At 51.3% G+C, this 13777-nt stretch carries 14 protein-coding genes; 2 read left to right on the top strand and 12 right to left on the bottom strand.

Annotated elements, in window-relative coordinates; translation table 11 throughout:
- Positions 1-9 precede the first annotated feature (9 nt).
- The 5 genes from AC1931_RS12975 to pckA all read right to left on the bottom strand — a co-directional run bounded on the left by AC1931_RS12975 (position 10) and on the right by pckA (position 5349).
- Entirely contained in the window at positions 10-432 is a 423-nt protein-coding gene (locus AC1931_RS12975) for a chemotaxis protein CheW (protein ID WP_483877700.1), read from the bottom strand.
- Positions 429-1712, bottom strand: coding sequence for a methyl-accepting chemotaxis protein (locus AC1931_RS12970; protein WP_483877699.1), 1284 nt, complete (start codon positions 1710-1712; stop codon positions 429-431). The genes AC1931_RS12975 and AC1931_RS12970 overlap by 4 nt, the downstream gene beginning before the upstream one ends.
- Before the next feature lie 60 nt (positions 1713-1772).
- The gene (locus tag AC1931_RS12965) at positions 1773-2696 is read right to left on the bottom strand and encodes a CheR family methyltransferase (RefSeq protein WP_483877698.1); all 924 of its coding nucleotides are present in this window, start codon (positions 2694-2696) and stop codon (positions 1773-1775) included.
- Entirely contained in the window at positions 2641-3627 is a 987-nt protein-coding gene (gene thiL, locus AC1931_RS12960; RefSeq protein ID WP_483877697.1) for a thiamine-phosphate kinase, read from the bottom strand. Before thiL ends, AC1931_RS12965 begins: the two co-directional genes overlap by 56 nt.
- Positions 3628-3765: 138 nt before the next feature.
- The gene (gene pckA, locus AC1931_RS12955; RefSeq protein ID WP_483877696.1) at positions 3766-5349 is read right to left on the bottom strand and encodes a phosphoenolpyruvate carboxykinase (ATP); all 1584 of its coding nucleotides are present in this window, start codon (positions 5347-5349) and stop codon (positions 3766-3768) included.
- A 288-nt stretch (positions 5350-5637) separates the two neighbouring features.
- Here pckA and AC1931_RS12950 point away from each other — a divergent pair, with 288 nt between their 5' ends.
- On the top strand, positions 5638-6522 hold the full coding sequence (locus AC1931_RS12950) for a complex I NDUFA9 subunit family protein (RefSeq protein ID WP_483877695.1): 885 nt from the start codon (positions 5638-5640) through the stop codon (positions 6520-6522).
- 65 nt (positions 6523-6587) lie between these two features.
- Here AC1931_RS12950 and AC1931_RS12945 read toward each other — a convergent pair whose 3' ends face one another.
- Positions 6588-7280, bottom strand: a complete 693-nt coding sequence (locus AC1931_RS12945) for a GntR family transcriptional regulator (RefSeq protein WP_483877694.1) — start codon at positions 7278-7280, stop codon at positions 6588-6590.
- Positions 7281-7489: 209 nt separating this feature from the next.
- Between AC1931_RS12945 and AC1931_RS12940 the strand changes: the two genes are divergently transcribed.
- The gene (locus AC1931_RS12940) at positions 7490-8269 is read left to right on the top strand and encodes a sugar phosphate isomerase/epimerase family protein (protein ID WP_483877693.1); all 780 of its coding nucleotides are present in this window, start codon (positions 7490-7492) and stop codon (positions 8267-8269) included.
- A 65-nt stretch (positions 8270-8334) separates the two neighbouring features.
- Here AC1931_RS12940 and AC1931_RS12935 read toward each other — a convergent pair whose 3' ends face one another.
- From AC1931_RS12935 to atpF, 6 genes are read right to left on the bottom strand one after another with little or no spacing between them, the layout of a single operon-like run.
- Positions 8335-8745: a F0F1 ATP synthase subunit epsilon gene (locus tag AC1931_RS12935; protein WP_483877692.1), complete on the bottom strand. Its 411-nt coding sequence runs from the start codon at positions 8743-8745 to the stop codon at positions 8335-8337.
- A 35-nt stretch (positions 8746-8780) separates the two neighbouring features.
- Complete coding sequence (atpD, locus tag AC1931_RS12930; RefSeq protein ID WP_483877691.1) at positions 8781-10187, bottom strand: F0F1 ATP synthase subunit beta; 1407 nt, start codon at positions 10185-10187, stop codon at positions 8781-8783.
- Positions 10188-10247: 60 nt separating this feature from the next.
- On the bottom strand, positions 10248-11117 hold the full coding sequence (atpG, locus tag AC1931_RS12925) for an ATP synthase F1 subunit gamma (RefSeq protein WP_483877690.1): 870 nt from the start codon (positions 11115-11117) through the stop codon (positions 10248-10250).
- Positions 11118-11138: 21 nt separating this feature from the next.
- Positions 11139-12647, bottom strand: a complete 1509-nt coding sequence (gene atpA, locus AC1931_RS12920; protein WP_483877689.1) for a F0F1 ATP synthase subunit alpha — start codon at positions 12645-12647, stop codon at positions 11139-11141.
- Between the two features lie 12 nt (positions 12648-12659).
- Entirely contained in the window at positions 12660-13202 is a 543-nt protein-coding gene (gene atpH, locus AC1931_RS12915) for an ATP synthase F1 subunit delta (protein WP_483877688.1), read from the bottom strand.
- Positions 13199-13777 carry a F0F1 ATP synthase subunit B gene (gene atpF / locus AC1931_RS12910; protein ID WP_483877687.1) on the bottom strand — a complete coding sequence of 193 codons (579 nt, stop codon included), beginning with the start codon at positions 13775-13777 and terminating at the stop codon, positions 13199-13201. The genes atpH and atpF overlap by 4 nt, the downstream gene beginning before the upstream one ends.

Here is a 13777-nt window from a genome sequence, read left to right as displayed (position 1 = left end):
TCTGTCTCCTCAGTTGGTACATGTTGTTTCTATCGCTGCCACGACATAGTTGACATCGAGCAGACTGATCATATTGTTCTTCCAGGCGAACAGGCTGCGGACTGCGGACTCTTTTGTCCCCGCTTCATCATCTTTGACAAAGCTCTTGTCCAGCCCGATCAACGGTAGCAGGCGATCAACCGCGAGGGCGAAAGGGCCATGCTGGTTGGTCAGCACAATGATGCGAGGGCTCCCCTGAAGACCGTCAAAACCCAGCAACCGAGGCAGATCTACCACCGGTACGATGCGCCCATGGAAAGCAATAGCACCACTGACTGTTGACGGCGCAGCAGGGAAGGGATGCAGATGGGGCGTTTCGACAATCTCCTGGATATCAATCAGTTCCAGCGCATAGATTTCGTTGCCAACCTCAAAGGGGAGCAATTGAATCATTGTGCCGTCCGTTCATGGTCACTGCCCAGATTAAAACGTCGCACCGATGTCAGCAACTCCTCGGCCAGGCGCGACAGGCGCTGTGAGGCAAAGGACATTTCCTCCATCGACGCGGTCTGTTCTTCGGTTGCCGCAGACACCTCTTCCGTCGATGCAGCGTTATCTTCAGCGACCCGGGCAATCTCTTCGATGGCTTCAACAATAGCTTGCGCACCGCGGCTCTGCTTCTCGGTGAGGTCACGGATATCGATGGAGCGCTCCTGCGCTGCCTCCGCCTTGGAGATGATTGATTTGAAGGCATTGCCGGTAACATCTACCGCTTCGCGGCCGGCATCGATCGATTTGACACTCTGGGCCATGGACATCTGAACCTTGTGGCTCTGCTCGCGGGTTTTTTCAATCAGCCGGGTAATCTCAGCCGCAGAATTGCTGGTACTGTCCGCAAGCTTGCTGACCTCTTCAGCAACGACCGCAAAACCATGACCGTATTCCCCAGCGCGAGCCGCTTCAATCGTGGCATTAAGGGCCAGCAGATTGGTTTTCTGAGCAATGCCGGTGATGACATCGATAATAGAACCGATCTTTTGGACCTGCTCACTGAAATCAACGATCATGGCGCCGTTCTCTTCAATCTGACTGAGCACCTGCTTCATGTTATCCAGGGCCTTGCTGGTCAAACCTTCCCCTTCACGAGCAGAGAGGGTTGTTTCCTCCGCTGATTCCGTCAATTTACCGGACGAGCCGGCCACCAGCTCAATCTGCTCGGCCATTTCGCGCACCACCCGTGACACCCGCTCAACCATCTCCGCCTGGGTTTCGGCACCGCGACTGATCTGCTCAATCGAGCCGGCAACTTCGTGTGCGGTTGCCGTCATTTCCTCGGAGGTAGTCGCCAGCGCCATGGAGGATTCATTGACATTCAGGGCACTGCCGCGAATCTGGCCAACCAGGTTACGCAGACTGTCGACAACCAGATTCAGGGAATTGGACAGATCTTCTGTTTCGTCGCTTAACAACCCTTTGTGCAATCGTACTTTTCGGCTTAAATCACCGTGGCTGAGGCGATCAGCGCCATCGGTAAGAATCTTGATATTGGCGGTAAAGGCCCGTGAAAAAAGCCAGCCAAAGATCAGACCGACCAGCAGGGCACCGATCACAGTGATGAGTTGATGCGTCCATTCGGGGGCATCCAGTTTTGGAACCAGCATATTCAGCAGCACAACCGACGCCACCACAAAAATGAAGCCGATAACAAATTTATAACTGATCTCTACACGCATATTTTTCCTCCACCTTGACAACTACGAGTTTTCATTTGTTCTACAGTTTAACCACGGATGTTACAGATCAACCGTTCGTCGATAAATCCGCTCCGCCGGATCAACACAGAAGAACAGGTTACGACAATCAGGAGCCAGGGTTTCTGCTCGTCCGAGGACCAGATAACCACCGGGTGACAGGGCGCCTGCCAGCAACTTAATGACCTGCTGCTGTTTATCTCTGGAAAAATAAATCAACAGGTTGCGACACAGTATCAAATCCGCGCGGTAAAATATCTCCTCAGAGATAATGTCATGACGAAAGAATTGCACCAGCTGACGGATCTCTTCATTGATCTGATAGCGCTGGGTTTGTGCGCTAAAGTATTTCACCAGCATTTCCGGCGGCACCTCTTTAAGACGATCTTCCGGATAATAACCATTTTTTGCCCTCTTTAAGGCATCCGGGCTTAGATCCGTGCCGACAATCGCAAACTGATCGCCTGGTTGCAGCATTTCTTTTAGCAGCAACGCAACCGAGTAGGGTTCTTCACCAAGGGCACAACCAACACTCCAGATCCTCAGTTTGCTGTTCTGACGCCGCGACATGCGCAGCACTTCCGGCAAAATACGTTTTTCGAGGGCTGAAAAGGTGCTGGGATTGCGAAAAAAATGCGAAACATGAATGCCCATAGCGGCAATCAGCCGTTTTTGTTCATCTGCCCTATCTGCCAGTTCAGCACTGTACTGAAGTGGATCGGCACACCCACAGGAACGCAGATAGGCTGCCAACCGACGCTTCATATTCACCGACTTGTAACTTGTCAGATCAAAGTTCTGCTGTTTTTTCAGGACAGTAGCAATGTCAGCATAAGCTTCATCGGGAAATTCCTCACCAATCAGGGGACTGCGGGGACTGGCAGCATCAACCTGGTCGGGCGGGGAGGGGTCAGCTTGCAGCAAAATGGTCAAACCCCCGTTGCCGGCATTGATAGATATCGCCATTGTCCTGTCTTATGATGATCCCGGTTCCGGCCCTGATATGACCAATCTTCACCACCCCGGGAGCGGGTAAAGCCAGCTGCTCGAGATTATGGCGCGAAGAGCTGAACAGCAACTCGTAATCTTCACCACCAGCCAATGCCAGATCGATCAAGGCTGGATTCTGCTCCAATGCGCCGCGAAAGGTCTCCGACAAGGGCAGGGCCGCGAGTGTCAGCTCGGCACCGACCCCGGAAGCTGTCAGCAGATGATTCAAATCAGCCAGCAGACCATCAGAGATATCAAGCATCGCTGTTGCCAGTTCCTTTTCGCTCACATAGTGTCCCACATCAATCCTGGCGCTGGGGGTATGAAAGCGCAGCGCCAGGTCCGGCGGCGGTGTTTGCCCGGCCTGCAGCAGTTGCAGCGCCAGAGCACTATCACCAAGGGTTCCGGAAACGTAGATAGCATCACCACAGACCGCTCCCTGACGCGTCACCGCTTTACCTGCAGGCGCCAGCCCCTGGACGGTCACCGAAATCATCAAGGGACCCGGTGAGCCACAGGTGTCACCGCCGGCGAGAACGACATCATACTGCTTTGCTTCGTGAATAACTCCTCGAATAAAGTCCTTAAGATCCGCTTCTGTCTGCCGTTTTGAGCGTCCAAGCCCCAGATACAGGGCCCGTGGCTTTCCTCCCATGGCGGCGATGTCACTGAGATTCACCGCCACTGATTTGCGCCCCAGATCAAACATACTGGTCCAGGCGCGTTTAAAATGGATATCTTCAATCAACAGATCGTTACTGGTCAGCAACAGCTGGTCACCCGGCAACTGATCGATGGCACAATCATCACCGATACCACCCAGCAACGGGGAACAACTGCCCGCCTGCTCCTTTATCCAGCGGATCAATTCGAATTCACCGCTGCCGATATTGTTGGCTTTACCCATATGCTTACACCTAGATTTCTAAGTTTTTAATTATTATTTTTCTTTTATAATAAGTCAAGTCATCAGTTTGCACAAACAACAACGGCCAGCTGACGCTGGCCGTTGTTGTCTATCGCTGCAATGAAGGGATGTGTGGGCTTACACCTGCGGGCCCGCCTTGGTAAAATCGAAATCGTGATTGTCTTCATCGATATATTTTTTAAAGTTCTGAATAAACATGCCCGCCAGCTTGTTGGCAGTTCGATCAAAGGCGTCCTGATCTACCCAGGAATTGCGTGGATTCAGCAGCTTGGTATCTACGCCCGGCAGCTCTTTGGGGATGCTCAGTTTGAAAAAACGGGTCTGATCAAATTCAGCCTTGAGAATACTGCCATCGAGGATGGCATTGATACAGGCCCTGGTGGCCTTGATGCTCATCCGCTCGCCAACACCATAACCACCACCAACCCAGCCGGTGTTGACCAGGTAGGCATTGACATTGTGCTTTTCCATCTTCTCACCCAGTAACTTGGCATAGGCCGTCGGATGCAAGGGGAGGAAGGCTTCACCAAAGCATGCAGAAAATGCTGCTGTCGGCTCTGTGACCCCGCGCTCAGTGCCGGCGACCTTGGCGGTATAGCCGGAGAGGAAATAGTACATGGCCTGTTCTTTGGTCAGTTTCGATACCGGCGGCAAGACGCCAAAGGCATCGCAGGTCAAAAAGATGATGTTTTTCGGGTGCCCGGCACGCAATGTCGGCTCGAAATTGTCGATATGGTGAATGGGATAGGAGACACGGGTGTTTTCGGTTTTCTCCTTGCTGGTGTAATCGATAATACCATCTTCATCATACACCACGTTTTCCAGCAGGGCATCGCGGCGGATGGCGTTGAAAATCTCGGGTTCACTTGCCGGCGAAAGATCGATACATTTGGCGTAACAGCCCCCTTCGAAGTTGAAGATACCCTCATTGTCCCATCCATGTTCGTCATCACCAATCAGTTTACGCGACGCGTCGGTCGACAAGGTGGTTTTGCCGGTGCCTGACAAACCGAAAAAGAGACAGACATCCCCCTGTTTCCCGACGTTGGCACTGCAGTGCATGGATAAAATCTTGTTGAGGGGCAACCAGTAGTTCATCATGGTGAAGATCCCCTTTTTCATTTCTCCACCGTACCAGGTGCCCCCAATGATGGCGACTCGTTTTTCAATGTTGAAAATGACAAAAACATCGGAATTCAAGCCCATCTCTTCCCAACGTTTATTGCTGTAGCCGGCAGCATTGTAAACTGTAAAATCGGGCGCAAAATTCTCCAGGCCGGCATTATCGGGACGAATAAACATGTTTTTAACAAAGTGGGACTGCCAGGCAATCTCGGTCACAAAGCGAACCTGGCGTCGGGTTGTGGGGTTTGCTCCGGAGTAGCCGTCGGTCACATAAACATCTTTACCGGACAGGTAATTAATAACCTTGTTGTAGAGTTCATCAAAAAAATCAACCGAGATCCGCTGGTTAATCGTGCCCCAGGCGATGTTCTGCTTGGACGGGTCCTGTTTGACAAAATATTTGTCCTTGGGTGAACGGCCGGTGAATTTACCGGTATCAACCATCATGGTACCGTTTGCGGAAAGCTTGCCTTCCTGATTTTTTTCTTCGTGCTCATACAGGTCCTCATAACTCAAGTTATGAAAAACCTTGCCGACGCTTTTCAGTCCCAGCTCCGCAGCAGTCAAATTACTCATTAATTCTCTCCCCGTTTTCAGGTTTTGATGTGCCCGATTGTATCAGACAAATCGAGGCTTGGCCGAATAAAATAACGTTATTATACGCTTTATTATCCAGTCAATATAGCCCAAAGTCCCATTGATCGCAACAACTGCGGGAGACAATGCACTGGATTCTGTTGATTTTTTTGATTTGACCGCGATCACGCTCGGATGCGTGTCTTTACCGACGGGAAGCAGTACCCTTTGCTCCAGGTTCCATGCTAGTCTGGCATGTAACTTTATGGATCTCAAAGGACCTTTTATATGCGCGTTTTTTTAACTGGTGGTACCGGCTTTGTCGGCCGTCAAGTGATCGGCGAATTACTCCGGCAGGGTCATCAGGTCAGGGTGCTGGTTCGTGCAAGTGGCAAATCTCTGCCATCCGAGGTAGAGACGGTGATCGGAGACACTACCAACTACGCAACCCTGAGTGGTGCCGCCCGGGACTGTGATGCCATTATCAACCTGGTCGGCATTATTCGTGAGTTTCCAGCTAAAAACATCACCTTTGACCTGCTGCACACCCAAACCACCCAGAATCTGATCCGCCTGGCACAAGAAACCGGCATCAGGCGCTACCTTCAAATGAGTGCTAACGGTACCCGCGCTGATGCGGTAACCGGTTACCATCGCACCAAATGGGCAGCTGAACAGGCGCTGCGGGCAGCTGATCCGGACTGGACAATTTTCCGACCATCGCTCATCTTTGGACCCGATGATCTGTTTGTTAACATGCTTGCCGGTCTGTTAAGAACCCTGCCGGTGGTTCCGGTGATGGGGGATGGCCGTTACCGCTTGCAACCGGTCCATGTTAGCGATGTCGCATGCAGTTTTGTTCAGGCCCTTGAGCGTAAGGATACAATTCATCAAACCTATCATTGTTGTGGACCGGAGCAGTTCTCCTACGATCAGATTCTTGATCTCATCGGTCACGCCCTGGGACGTTCCAGATCCGTGGTTAAGTTGCATCATCCCTTATTTCTAATGAAGCCTTTGGTTTCCGTTTTCCAGCATTTTCGCCCGTTTCCCATGACCCGGGACCAGCTCACCATGCTTCTTGAAGAAAACATCTGCAGCAGTACAGGATGGCAGGAAGCGTTCAACCTGCAGTTGACCGATTTTAAGAGCGGCATTGATCAATACCTTTGATACCAGAGCGCCCCCGATGGCATGGCCGTCGGGGGCGCTCTGGCTGCTAGTCTGCCCATGGTTTCCTATGGAAGGTTGGCGGCATCTTCTCCCGCACGATTGTTCATCATACTCTCAAGCAGAACCTTACTGCCGATTAGCGCTGTTTTCTTTACCAGATTTTCAGCTGCCTCAGGATCCTTGCTGCGAAACGCATCAAGCAGCTTCTCGTGCTCATCCACAGAGATGTCCATCCGCCCGTTGACCGATAAGGACGCCATGCGTAAACGGTTGAATTTCATCCCCAGTTGGTGAATTAACTCGTACAGCTTGCTGTTGTCAGCGGCCTTGAGGAAAATTTCATGAAACTCATTATGAACACGATAAAAAGACCGGACATCACCCTCTTCTGCCAGGCTCCGCAATTTGCTGTTAACTGTCTCCAGGCGTTCAAGTTCCTTGTCCGTCAGGTTGCAGGCCGCAAGAGATGCTGCATAGCCTTCAAGGATACTTTTGATGGCATAAAATTCCTGAACATCGCGCTCCGACAGGGCGGCAACAACCGCTCCTTTGCGCGGAATGACGGTCAGGTAGCCTTCGGACTCCAACTGCCTGAAAGCTTCGCGGATGGGGGTTCGACTGATTCCAAAGCGCTCTGCCAACTCGGGTTCGGCAACCTTCTCCCCCGGCTTAAGCTGCCCTTTAAGGATGGCCTCACGGATGGTTTCGAGAATTTTTTCCCGCAGGGTCTGGTGCCGCTCCATATGCTTATTCTTCATAAAGATCTCCACTTTGAGTATGCAAATTGTATACAGTATACATACAGTGTCAATCTTTTTTTACACTGAAACGAACCCATTAAGGGTCTGCTCAAGTTTTTTTGTAGAGGTAACTGTCTGATGATTAAGTTAATTCAGGATGACCTGGCGTTTTATACTGGTGCCTGTGGTACAATTCAGCCACTAAACCCTAGTGCCGGAATGATCCTATGTCTGAACTTTTTGTCCATGTTCCTGTTGCGCTGTTCCCCGAACGGGTAGACTTTCTTCTTGCCCGCAAGTTGCAACCAGAGGTGGCCTGTCAGGATGCCAATATGGCCAAACTTGACATGGCGCAGCTTGCGGATAGTGCCGCAGCGCTGGCAGAGTCAGGGCTGATGACGGTCTTACATGCCCCCTTTGTCGACCTTCTTCCCGGCGCTGCGGATTTTCGCGGTCGCCAACAGACCATCAGGTTACTCGAACAGACACTGCTCCTGGCGGAACGGATCAAGGCCGTTAAGATTGTCTTTCATCCCGGTTTGAGCGCCAATGCCACCGAGCAGGAGGTCGACGATTGGCTTTCCCGCTCCTATGTCCTCTGGTCGAACTACATCTCCTGGGCCAAACTCAACAATTGTCTTTTTGGTATCGAAAATATCTACGAAACGTCCCCGACACCGCTATTACGTTTAATTACAGCGATCAAATCACCTTATTTCGGCCATGTTTTCGATATTGGTCATTGGAATATTTTCAGTAGCGGACCGCTATCTGCATGGCTGGGGGCTGTTGCCCCCTATATCCACCATCTGCATCTGCACGATAACCACGGCCGCATGGATGAACATCTTGCCATCGGCCTGGGAACAGCTCCCTTCGATCAACTCTTTACCTGGCTCGATGACTGTGACGCAGTCCCAACCATGACCCTGGAAAATCATAATCGCTATGCCCTGGATCAATCCCTCGATGTGCTCAAGCGCACAGCAATAGGCCACAAGTACTAATAAAAAAGGGCACCTCTTGGTGGGTGCCCTTTTTTTATAAACATCGTGTTGAACTGTATGCTCTATCAGCGCATTTTGCCGGCGACCTGAATACGGATCAGGGCGCGCTGCAGCGCGCGCTCCATAATGGCATAGGACTTATCTTCCTGTGACATGGTCTTAAGTGCCTCTTCAGCGCGTCCCATTGCGGCTTTCGCCCGGGCAAGATCAATCTCGTCAGACTTTTCTGCGGTATCAACCAGTACAGTTACAGCGTCCTCATCGATTTCTACATATCCCCAGTTAACCGCAACGTGAAAATGTTGACCGCCTTTTTTATAACTCATCTCACCGACACGCAGGGTTGTCAGCAAGGGGGTGTGACCAGGCAGAATTCCAAGTTCGCCAACCAGTCCGGGCAAGGTCAGTTCATCAACCTCCTCGGAAAGAACCTGCTTGTATGGTGTCACCATGTCAAGCTTGAGTTTTTCAGCCATCACGCTAATCCTTTATCTGACAATTCAGTGTTCCCTTAGGCTGCCATCTTGCGTGCTTTTTCGATAACTTCTTCGATGGTCCCGACCATATAGAAGGCTTGTTCCGGCAAGCTGTCGTGTTTGCCGTCAACAATCTCACGGAAGCCCTTGATCGTATCTTTGAGCTCCACGTACTTTCCTGGTGAACCGGTGAAAACTTCAGCGACATGAAAAGGCTGTGACAAAAAGCGCTGAATTTTTCGCGCCCGCGCAACGACCTGTTTGTCCTCTTCCGACAGCTCGTCCATCCCCAGGATGGCAATGATGTCCTGCAGGTCTTTGTAGCGCTGGAGAACGTACTGAACATCCCGGGCTACCTTGTAATGCTCCTCACCAATAACCTGTGGATCAAGAATCCGGCTGGTCGAATCAAGCGGATCAACTGCAGGATAGATACCCAGCTCGGCAATCTGACGGGACAGAACCGTGGTCGCGTCAAGGTGTGCAAATGCTGTTGCCGGAGCCGGATCGGTCAAGTCATCAGCAGGCACGTAAATGGCCTGAACCGACGTAATTGATCCTTTATCGGTGGTGGTAATACGCTCCTGCAGCTCGCCCATCTCGGTTGACAGGGTCGGTTGATAACCAACGGCTGAAGGAATCCGCCCGAGCAACGCCGAAACCTCGGAACCGGCCTGGGTGAAACGGAAGATGTTATCAACAAACAGCAGCACGTCCTGACCTTCTTCATCGCGGAAATATTCGGCAACGGTCAGCGCTGACAGGGCAACCCGGGCACGAGCTCCGGGAGGCTCATTCATCTGGCCGTAGATCAGTGATGCCTTGCTGAGAACACCAGAGTCTTTCATCTCTTCCCACAGGTCATTGCCCTCGCGGGTGCGCTCACCGACGCCGGCAAAAACCGAGAAACCTCCGTGTTGCTGGGCAACATTGTTGATCAGCTCCATAATCAGAACCGTCTTGCCGACACCGGCACCACCGAACAAGCCGATTTTCCCACCACGGGAATAAGGAGCGAGTAAATCAACAACCTTGATTCCGGTCTCGAAGGCTTCAACCTTGGTCGACTGGCTGATAAAATCCGGGGCAGGGCGATGTATCGGCCATGATAGTTCAGAATCAACAGGTCCGCCTTCATCAATGGGTTGGCCAATGACGTTGAGAATCCGTCCCAGGGTTTTAGGTCCGACCGGCATCAGAATCTGATCACCGGTATCAAGAACATCCTGACCACGAACCAAACCCTCAGTCGCATCCATCGCAATCGCGCGAACGGTATTTTCACCGAGGTGCTGGGCAACCTCACAAACCAGATTCCACTCATCATCGCCGAGGGCAGGGTTGGTGATTTTTACCGCATGATAAATCTCCGGCAATTTACCGGGCTCAAATTCAACGTCGACAACAGGGCCGATAACCTGTGTGATCTTACCTTTATTCATAACGCAACCTTTCCTCCTGATCCCGCGGGACAGTACCTGTTTCTATTTGAACTCTCGATATTATTTGATTGATTCAGCACCCGAGATGATTTCCATCAACTCTTTGGTAATAGCAGCCTGTCGGGCCCGGTTATACTGCAGGGTCAATTTGCCGATCATTTCAGATGCATTACGACTGGCACTGTCCATCGCCGACATTCTGGCTCCCTGCTCAGAAGCGCCGGATTCCAGCAGGGCACGAAACAGCTGAACTTCCACCATTTTTGGTAAAATGTCGGCCAGCACTTCAGCGCGACCCGGCTCGTAGAGATAGTCGACCGGGTCTGCCTCTACATTTGGCTCTGCTTCTGCCTTGATGGGCAATAATTGCTCGACCGTGACATTCTGGACAACGGCACTCTGAAAAGCGTTGTAAATCAGATAGACGGCGTCGTAAGTCTCCTCATCGTAAAGGGAGACAATTTCCTCGCCAATCAGCTGCGCGGTTTTGAAACTCACATTACCGGTAATATCTTCATAGACCTTGATAATTTTATCGCCGACACGACTTCTCAAGAAATCCCGACCTTTACGACCGATGATCATCAGATCGATATGGGCGTAACCTTCGGTGTTATTGCGGATAAAGCGTTCCGCCTCTTTAGACGGGTTGGCATTAAACCCCCCACACAAACCACGATCGGCGGTCAACAGCAATACCAGCGCCCGTTCTTTACCTCGCTGATTTAAGAATGGATGTCCATCAGCCTCTTCGCGCTTCGCAAGGTGCGATACCACCTTCTGCAGTTTCTCGGCGTATGGGCGGGCTGCTACTGCCGCTTCCTGGGCACGACGCAGTTTAGCCGCAGCGACCATTTTCATCGCCTTCGTGATCTGCTGGGTGTTTTTAACCGAGCCGATCCGCTTTTTTATGTCTTTCAGACTTGGCATCTGTTCAACCTTTTCTCAAGATCAGGCAACAAACTGGCTTTTGAATTCCTCGAGGGCCTGTTTGAGCTTGTTCTCCATCACCTCGTCAATCACCTTTTTTTCTTCCAGCTCTTTGAGAACATCCGCTTTCTGAGTTTCCATGAACGTCAGAAGTTCACCTTCATAGCGACTGATTGACCCAACCGGATATTTATCAACATAGCCATTGTTAGCGGCAAAGATGGAAACAACCTGCTTCGATATCGGCATGGGCACATATTGACCCTGCTTAAGGATCTCGACCAGACGTGCGCCACGATTCAACTGAGCCTGGGTTGCCGCATCAAGGTCTGAGCCGAACTGGGCAAATGCCGCCATTTCACGATACTGGGCAAGAGCCAGACGCAGTGTGCCGGCAACCTGTTTCATTGCCTTGACCTGGGCAGAGCCCCCGACCCGTGAAACCGATAAACCGACATTGATTGCCGGTCTTACCCCGGAATAAAAAAGATCGGTCTCGAGGAAGATCTGACCATCAGTAATCGAGATGACGTTGGTCGGAATATATGCCGACACATCACCGGCCTGGGTTTCAATAATGGGTAGAGCGGTCAGCGATCCGGCCCCCAGCTTGTCGCTGAGCTTGGCAGCACGCTCGAGCAGGCGACTGTGGAGATAAAAGACATCGCCGGGGAAAGCTTCCCGTCCCGGCGGGCGGCGCAGCAACAGAGAGAGCTGACGATAGGCTACGGCCTGCTTTGACAGGTCATCATAAATAATCAGCGCGTGACGGCCGCTGTCACGAAAGAACTCGCCCATGGTAACCCCGGTGTAGGGCGATATGAACTGCAGCGGTGCTGGGTCGGACGCGGTAGCGGCAACGACGATGGTATAGTCCATCGCGCCATGCTGTCTGAGCTTATCGACTACCTGTGCCACGGTCGAGCGCTTCTGACCGATAGCGACATAGATACAGATAACACCATTACCCTTCTGGTTAATGATAGTATCGATAGCGACGGCTGTTTTTCCGGTCTGACGGTCGCCGATAATCAGTTCACGCTGGCCACGACCAATTGGAACCATCGCATCAATCGCCTTCAGGCCGGTCTGCATGGGCTCATGAACAGACTTTCGAGCGACAATACCCGGTGCTTTGATTTCTACCTGGCTATAGGTATCGGTCGCGATCTCACCTTTGCCATCAATAGGAATACCGATCCCGTTGACAACCCGCCCAACCAGGGCTTCACCAACCGGCACCTGGACAATCTTCTCGGTCCTTTTGACCAGGTCGCCCTCTTTGATGTGCTCGGAATCTCCCAGGATAGCGGCTCCGACATTATCTTCCTCAAGGTTAAGCACCATACCCATGGTGCCACCTGGAAACTCCAGGAGCTCTCCGGACATGGCTTTATCGAGTCCGTGGATACGGGCAATACCATCACCAACAGAAATAATGGTACCGGTCTCACTGACTTCAACCTCACGACCAAAGTTTTCAATCTGCTTCTTGATGATCGCACTGATTTCTTCTGCTCTAATTTCCATAATCGTGTCCCGTTACCCCTTTGTTAAGGTATCAGCTATACGTTTCAGCTGGGTTTTTACGCTCCCGTCAAACAGCTTCCCGCCCATTTCCGCCTGCAGTCCACCGATTAACGCAGCATCTTTTTCCACATTCAGCACGACCGTCTTGCCGGTCTGCTGTTCTAATCCTTTACGTATTGTATCAACCCGTTCCTTTGTCAATTTATTCGCTGAACGGATATTCGCCCGGATCACCCCCGACAGTTCATCTGCAAATTGCCGATAGTTCAGATCGATCTGATTGACGTATGAAATTCGCCCTTTTTCCAGCAATAGACCAAAGAAACTGCGGATTGAATCGCTGAGGTTGAGCGCCTCGGCAACATCGTGAAGAATGGCCGCTTTTTTCTGCAGGGAAAAGGTCGGGCTATCCAGCAACAGCCGTAAAAGATCTTCCCTTTCCAGCAATTTTGCCATAGATGAAAGTTCAGTCCCAAACTGATCTACCTGCGTGTTTTCTTCAGCAAGTCTCAGCAGCGCTCTGGCATATCGGATAGAAATCGCACTGTTACTCAATGTAGCTCTCCTACCTTCTGCATGTATTCGTCGATCAGACGGCTGTCGTCATCTTTGGTAAAGTTCTTTTTGAGCAGATCTTCAGCGACACCTACGGCTAGCTGGACGGCCTCCTGCTGCAGGCTTAAACGGGCCTTTGCTACTTCAAGCGCTGCTGCTTTTTCTGCGTCCTGCTCAATCTTTGCTGCCTGCTCCCTGGCGTTTTCGATAATTTTATGTTTTTCCATTTCTGCCTCTTTACGGATCGACGCAGAAATGGTAGCTATCTCCTGGGTGGCCTGATTGAGTTTTTTATCGTATTCAGCAAATTTAGCCTCTGCCTCTTCCTTGACCTTCTTTGCTTCGGCCAGGGCTTTTTCAATATCGTCACGACGGCCGCTCAGGGCATTACGAACCGGTTTTTTAAGGAAATAGACAAGGATGGCAACGACAATGGAAAAATTAAGTAAGCGATAGAGAAAGTCTTTTAACAGGACGCCACTGTCGACATGGGCATCACCGGCTGCCATTGCAGTTCCACAGGACAGTACCACCAGCACCAGAGCCCCTGTCAGCATTTTGTTTTTCGCGTTCAT

This window comes from Pelovirga sp. C15f (assembly GCF_057178085.1).
This window is presented reverse-complemented; position numbering and strand designations above follow the sequence as displayed.

Coding starts and splice junctions, on each gene's coding strand:
- AC1931_RS12940 (WP_483877693.1), top strand. CDS start 7,490: ATGTCTGAACTTTTTGTCCATGTTCCTGTTGCGCTGTTCCCCGAACGG.
- atpD (WP_483877691.1), bottom strand. CDS start 10,187: ATGAATAAAGGTAAGATCACACAGGTTATCGGCCCTGTTGTCGACGTT.
- thiL (WP_483877697.1), bottom strand. CDS start 3,627: ATGGGTAAAGCCAACAATATCGGCAGCGGTGAATTCGAATTGATCCGC.
- AC1931_RS12945 (WP_483877694.1), bottom strand. CDS start 7,280: ATGAAGAATAAGCATATGGAGCGGCACCAGACCCTGCGGGAAAAAATT.
- AC1931_RS12950 (WP_483877695.1), top strand. CDS start 5,638: ATGCGCGTTTTTTTAACTGGTGGTACCGGCTTTGTCGGCCGTCAAGTG.
- AC1931_RS12970 (WP_483877699.1), bottom strand. CDS start 1,712: ATGCGTGTAGAGATCAGTTATAAATTTGTTATCGGCTTCATTTTTGTG.
- atpA (WP_483877689.1), bottom strand. CDS start 12,647: ATGGAAATTAGAGCAGAAGAAATCAGTGCGATCATCAAGAAGCAGATT.
- pckA (WP_483877696.1), bottom strand. CDS start 5,349: ATGAGTAATTTGACTGCTGCGGAGCTGGGACTGAAAAGCGTCGGCAAG.
- atpG (WP_483877690.1), bottom strand. CDS start 11,117: ATGCCAAGTCTGAAAGACATAAAAAAGCGGATCGGCTCGGTTAAAAAC.
- atpF (WP_483877687.1), bottom strand. CDS start 13,777: ATGAACGCGAAAAACAAAATGCTGACAGGGGCTCTGGTGCTGGTGGTA.
- AC1931_RS12975 (WP_483877700.1), bottom strand. CDS start 432: ATGATTCAATTGCTCCCCTTTGAGGTTGGCAACGAAATCTATGCGCTG.
- AC1931_RS12935 (WP_483877692.1), bottom strand. CDS start 8,745: ATGGCTGAAAAACTCAAGCTTGACATGGTGACACCATACAAGCAGGTT.
- AC1931_RS12965 (WP_483877698.1), bottom strand. CDS start 2,696: ATGGCGATATCTATCAATGCCGGCAACGGGGGTTTGACCATTTTGCTG.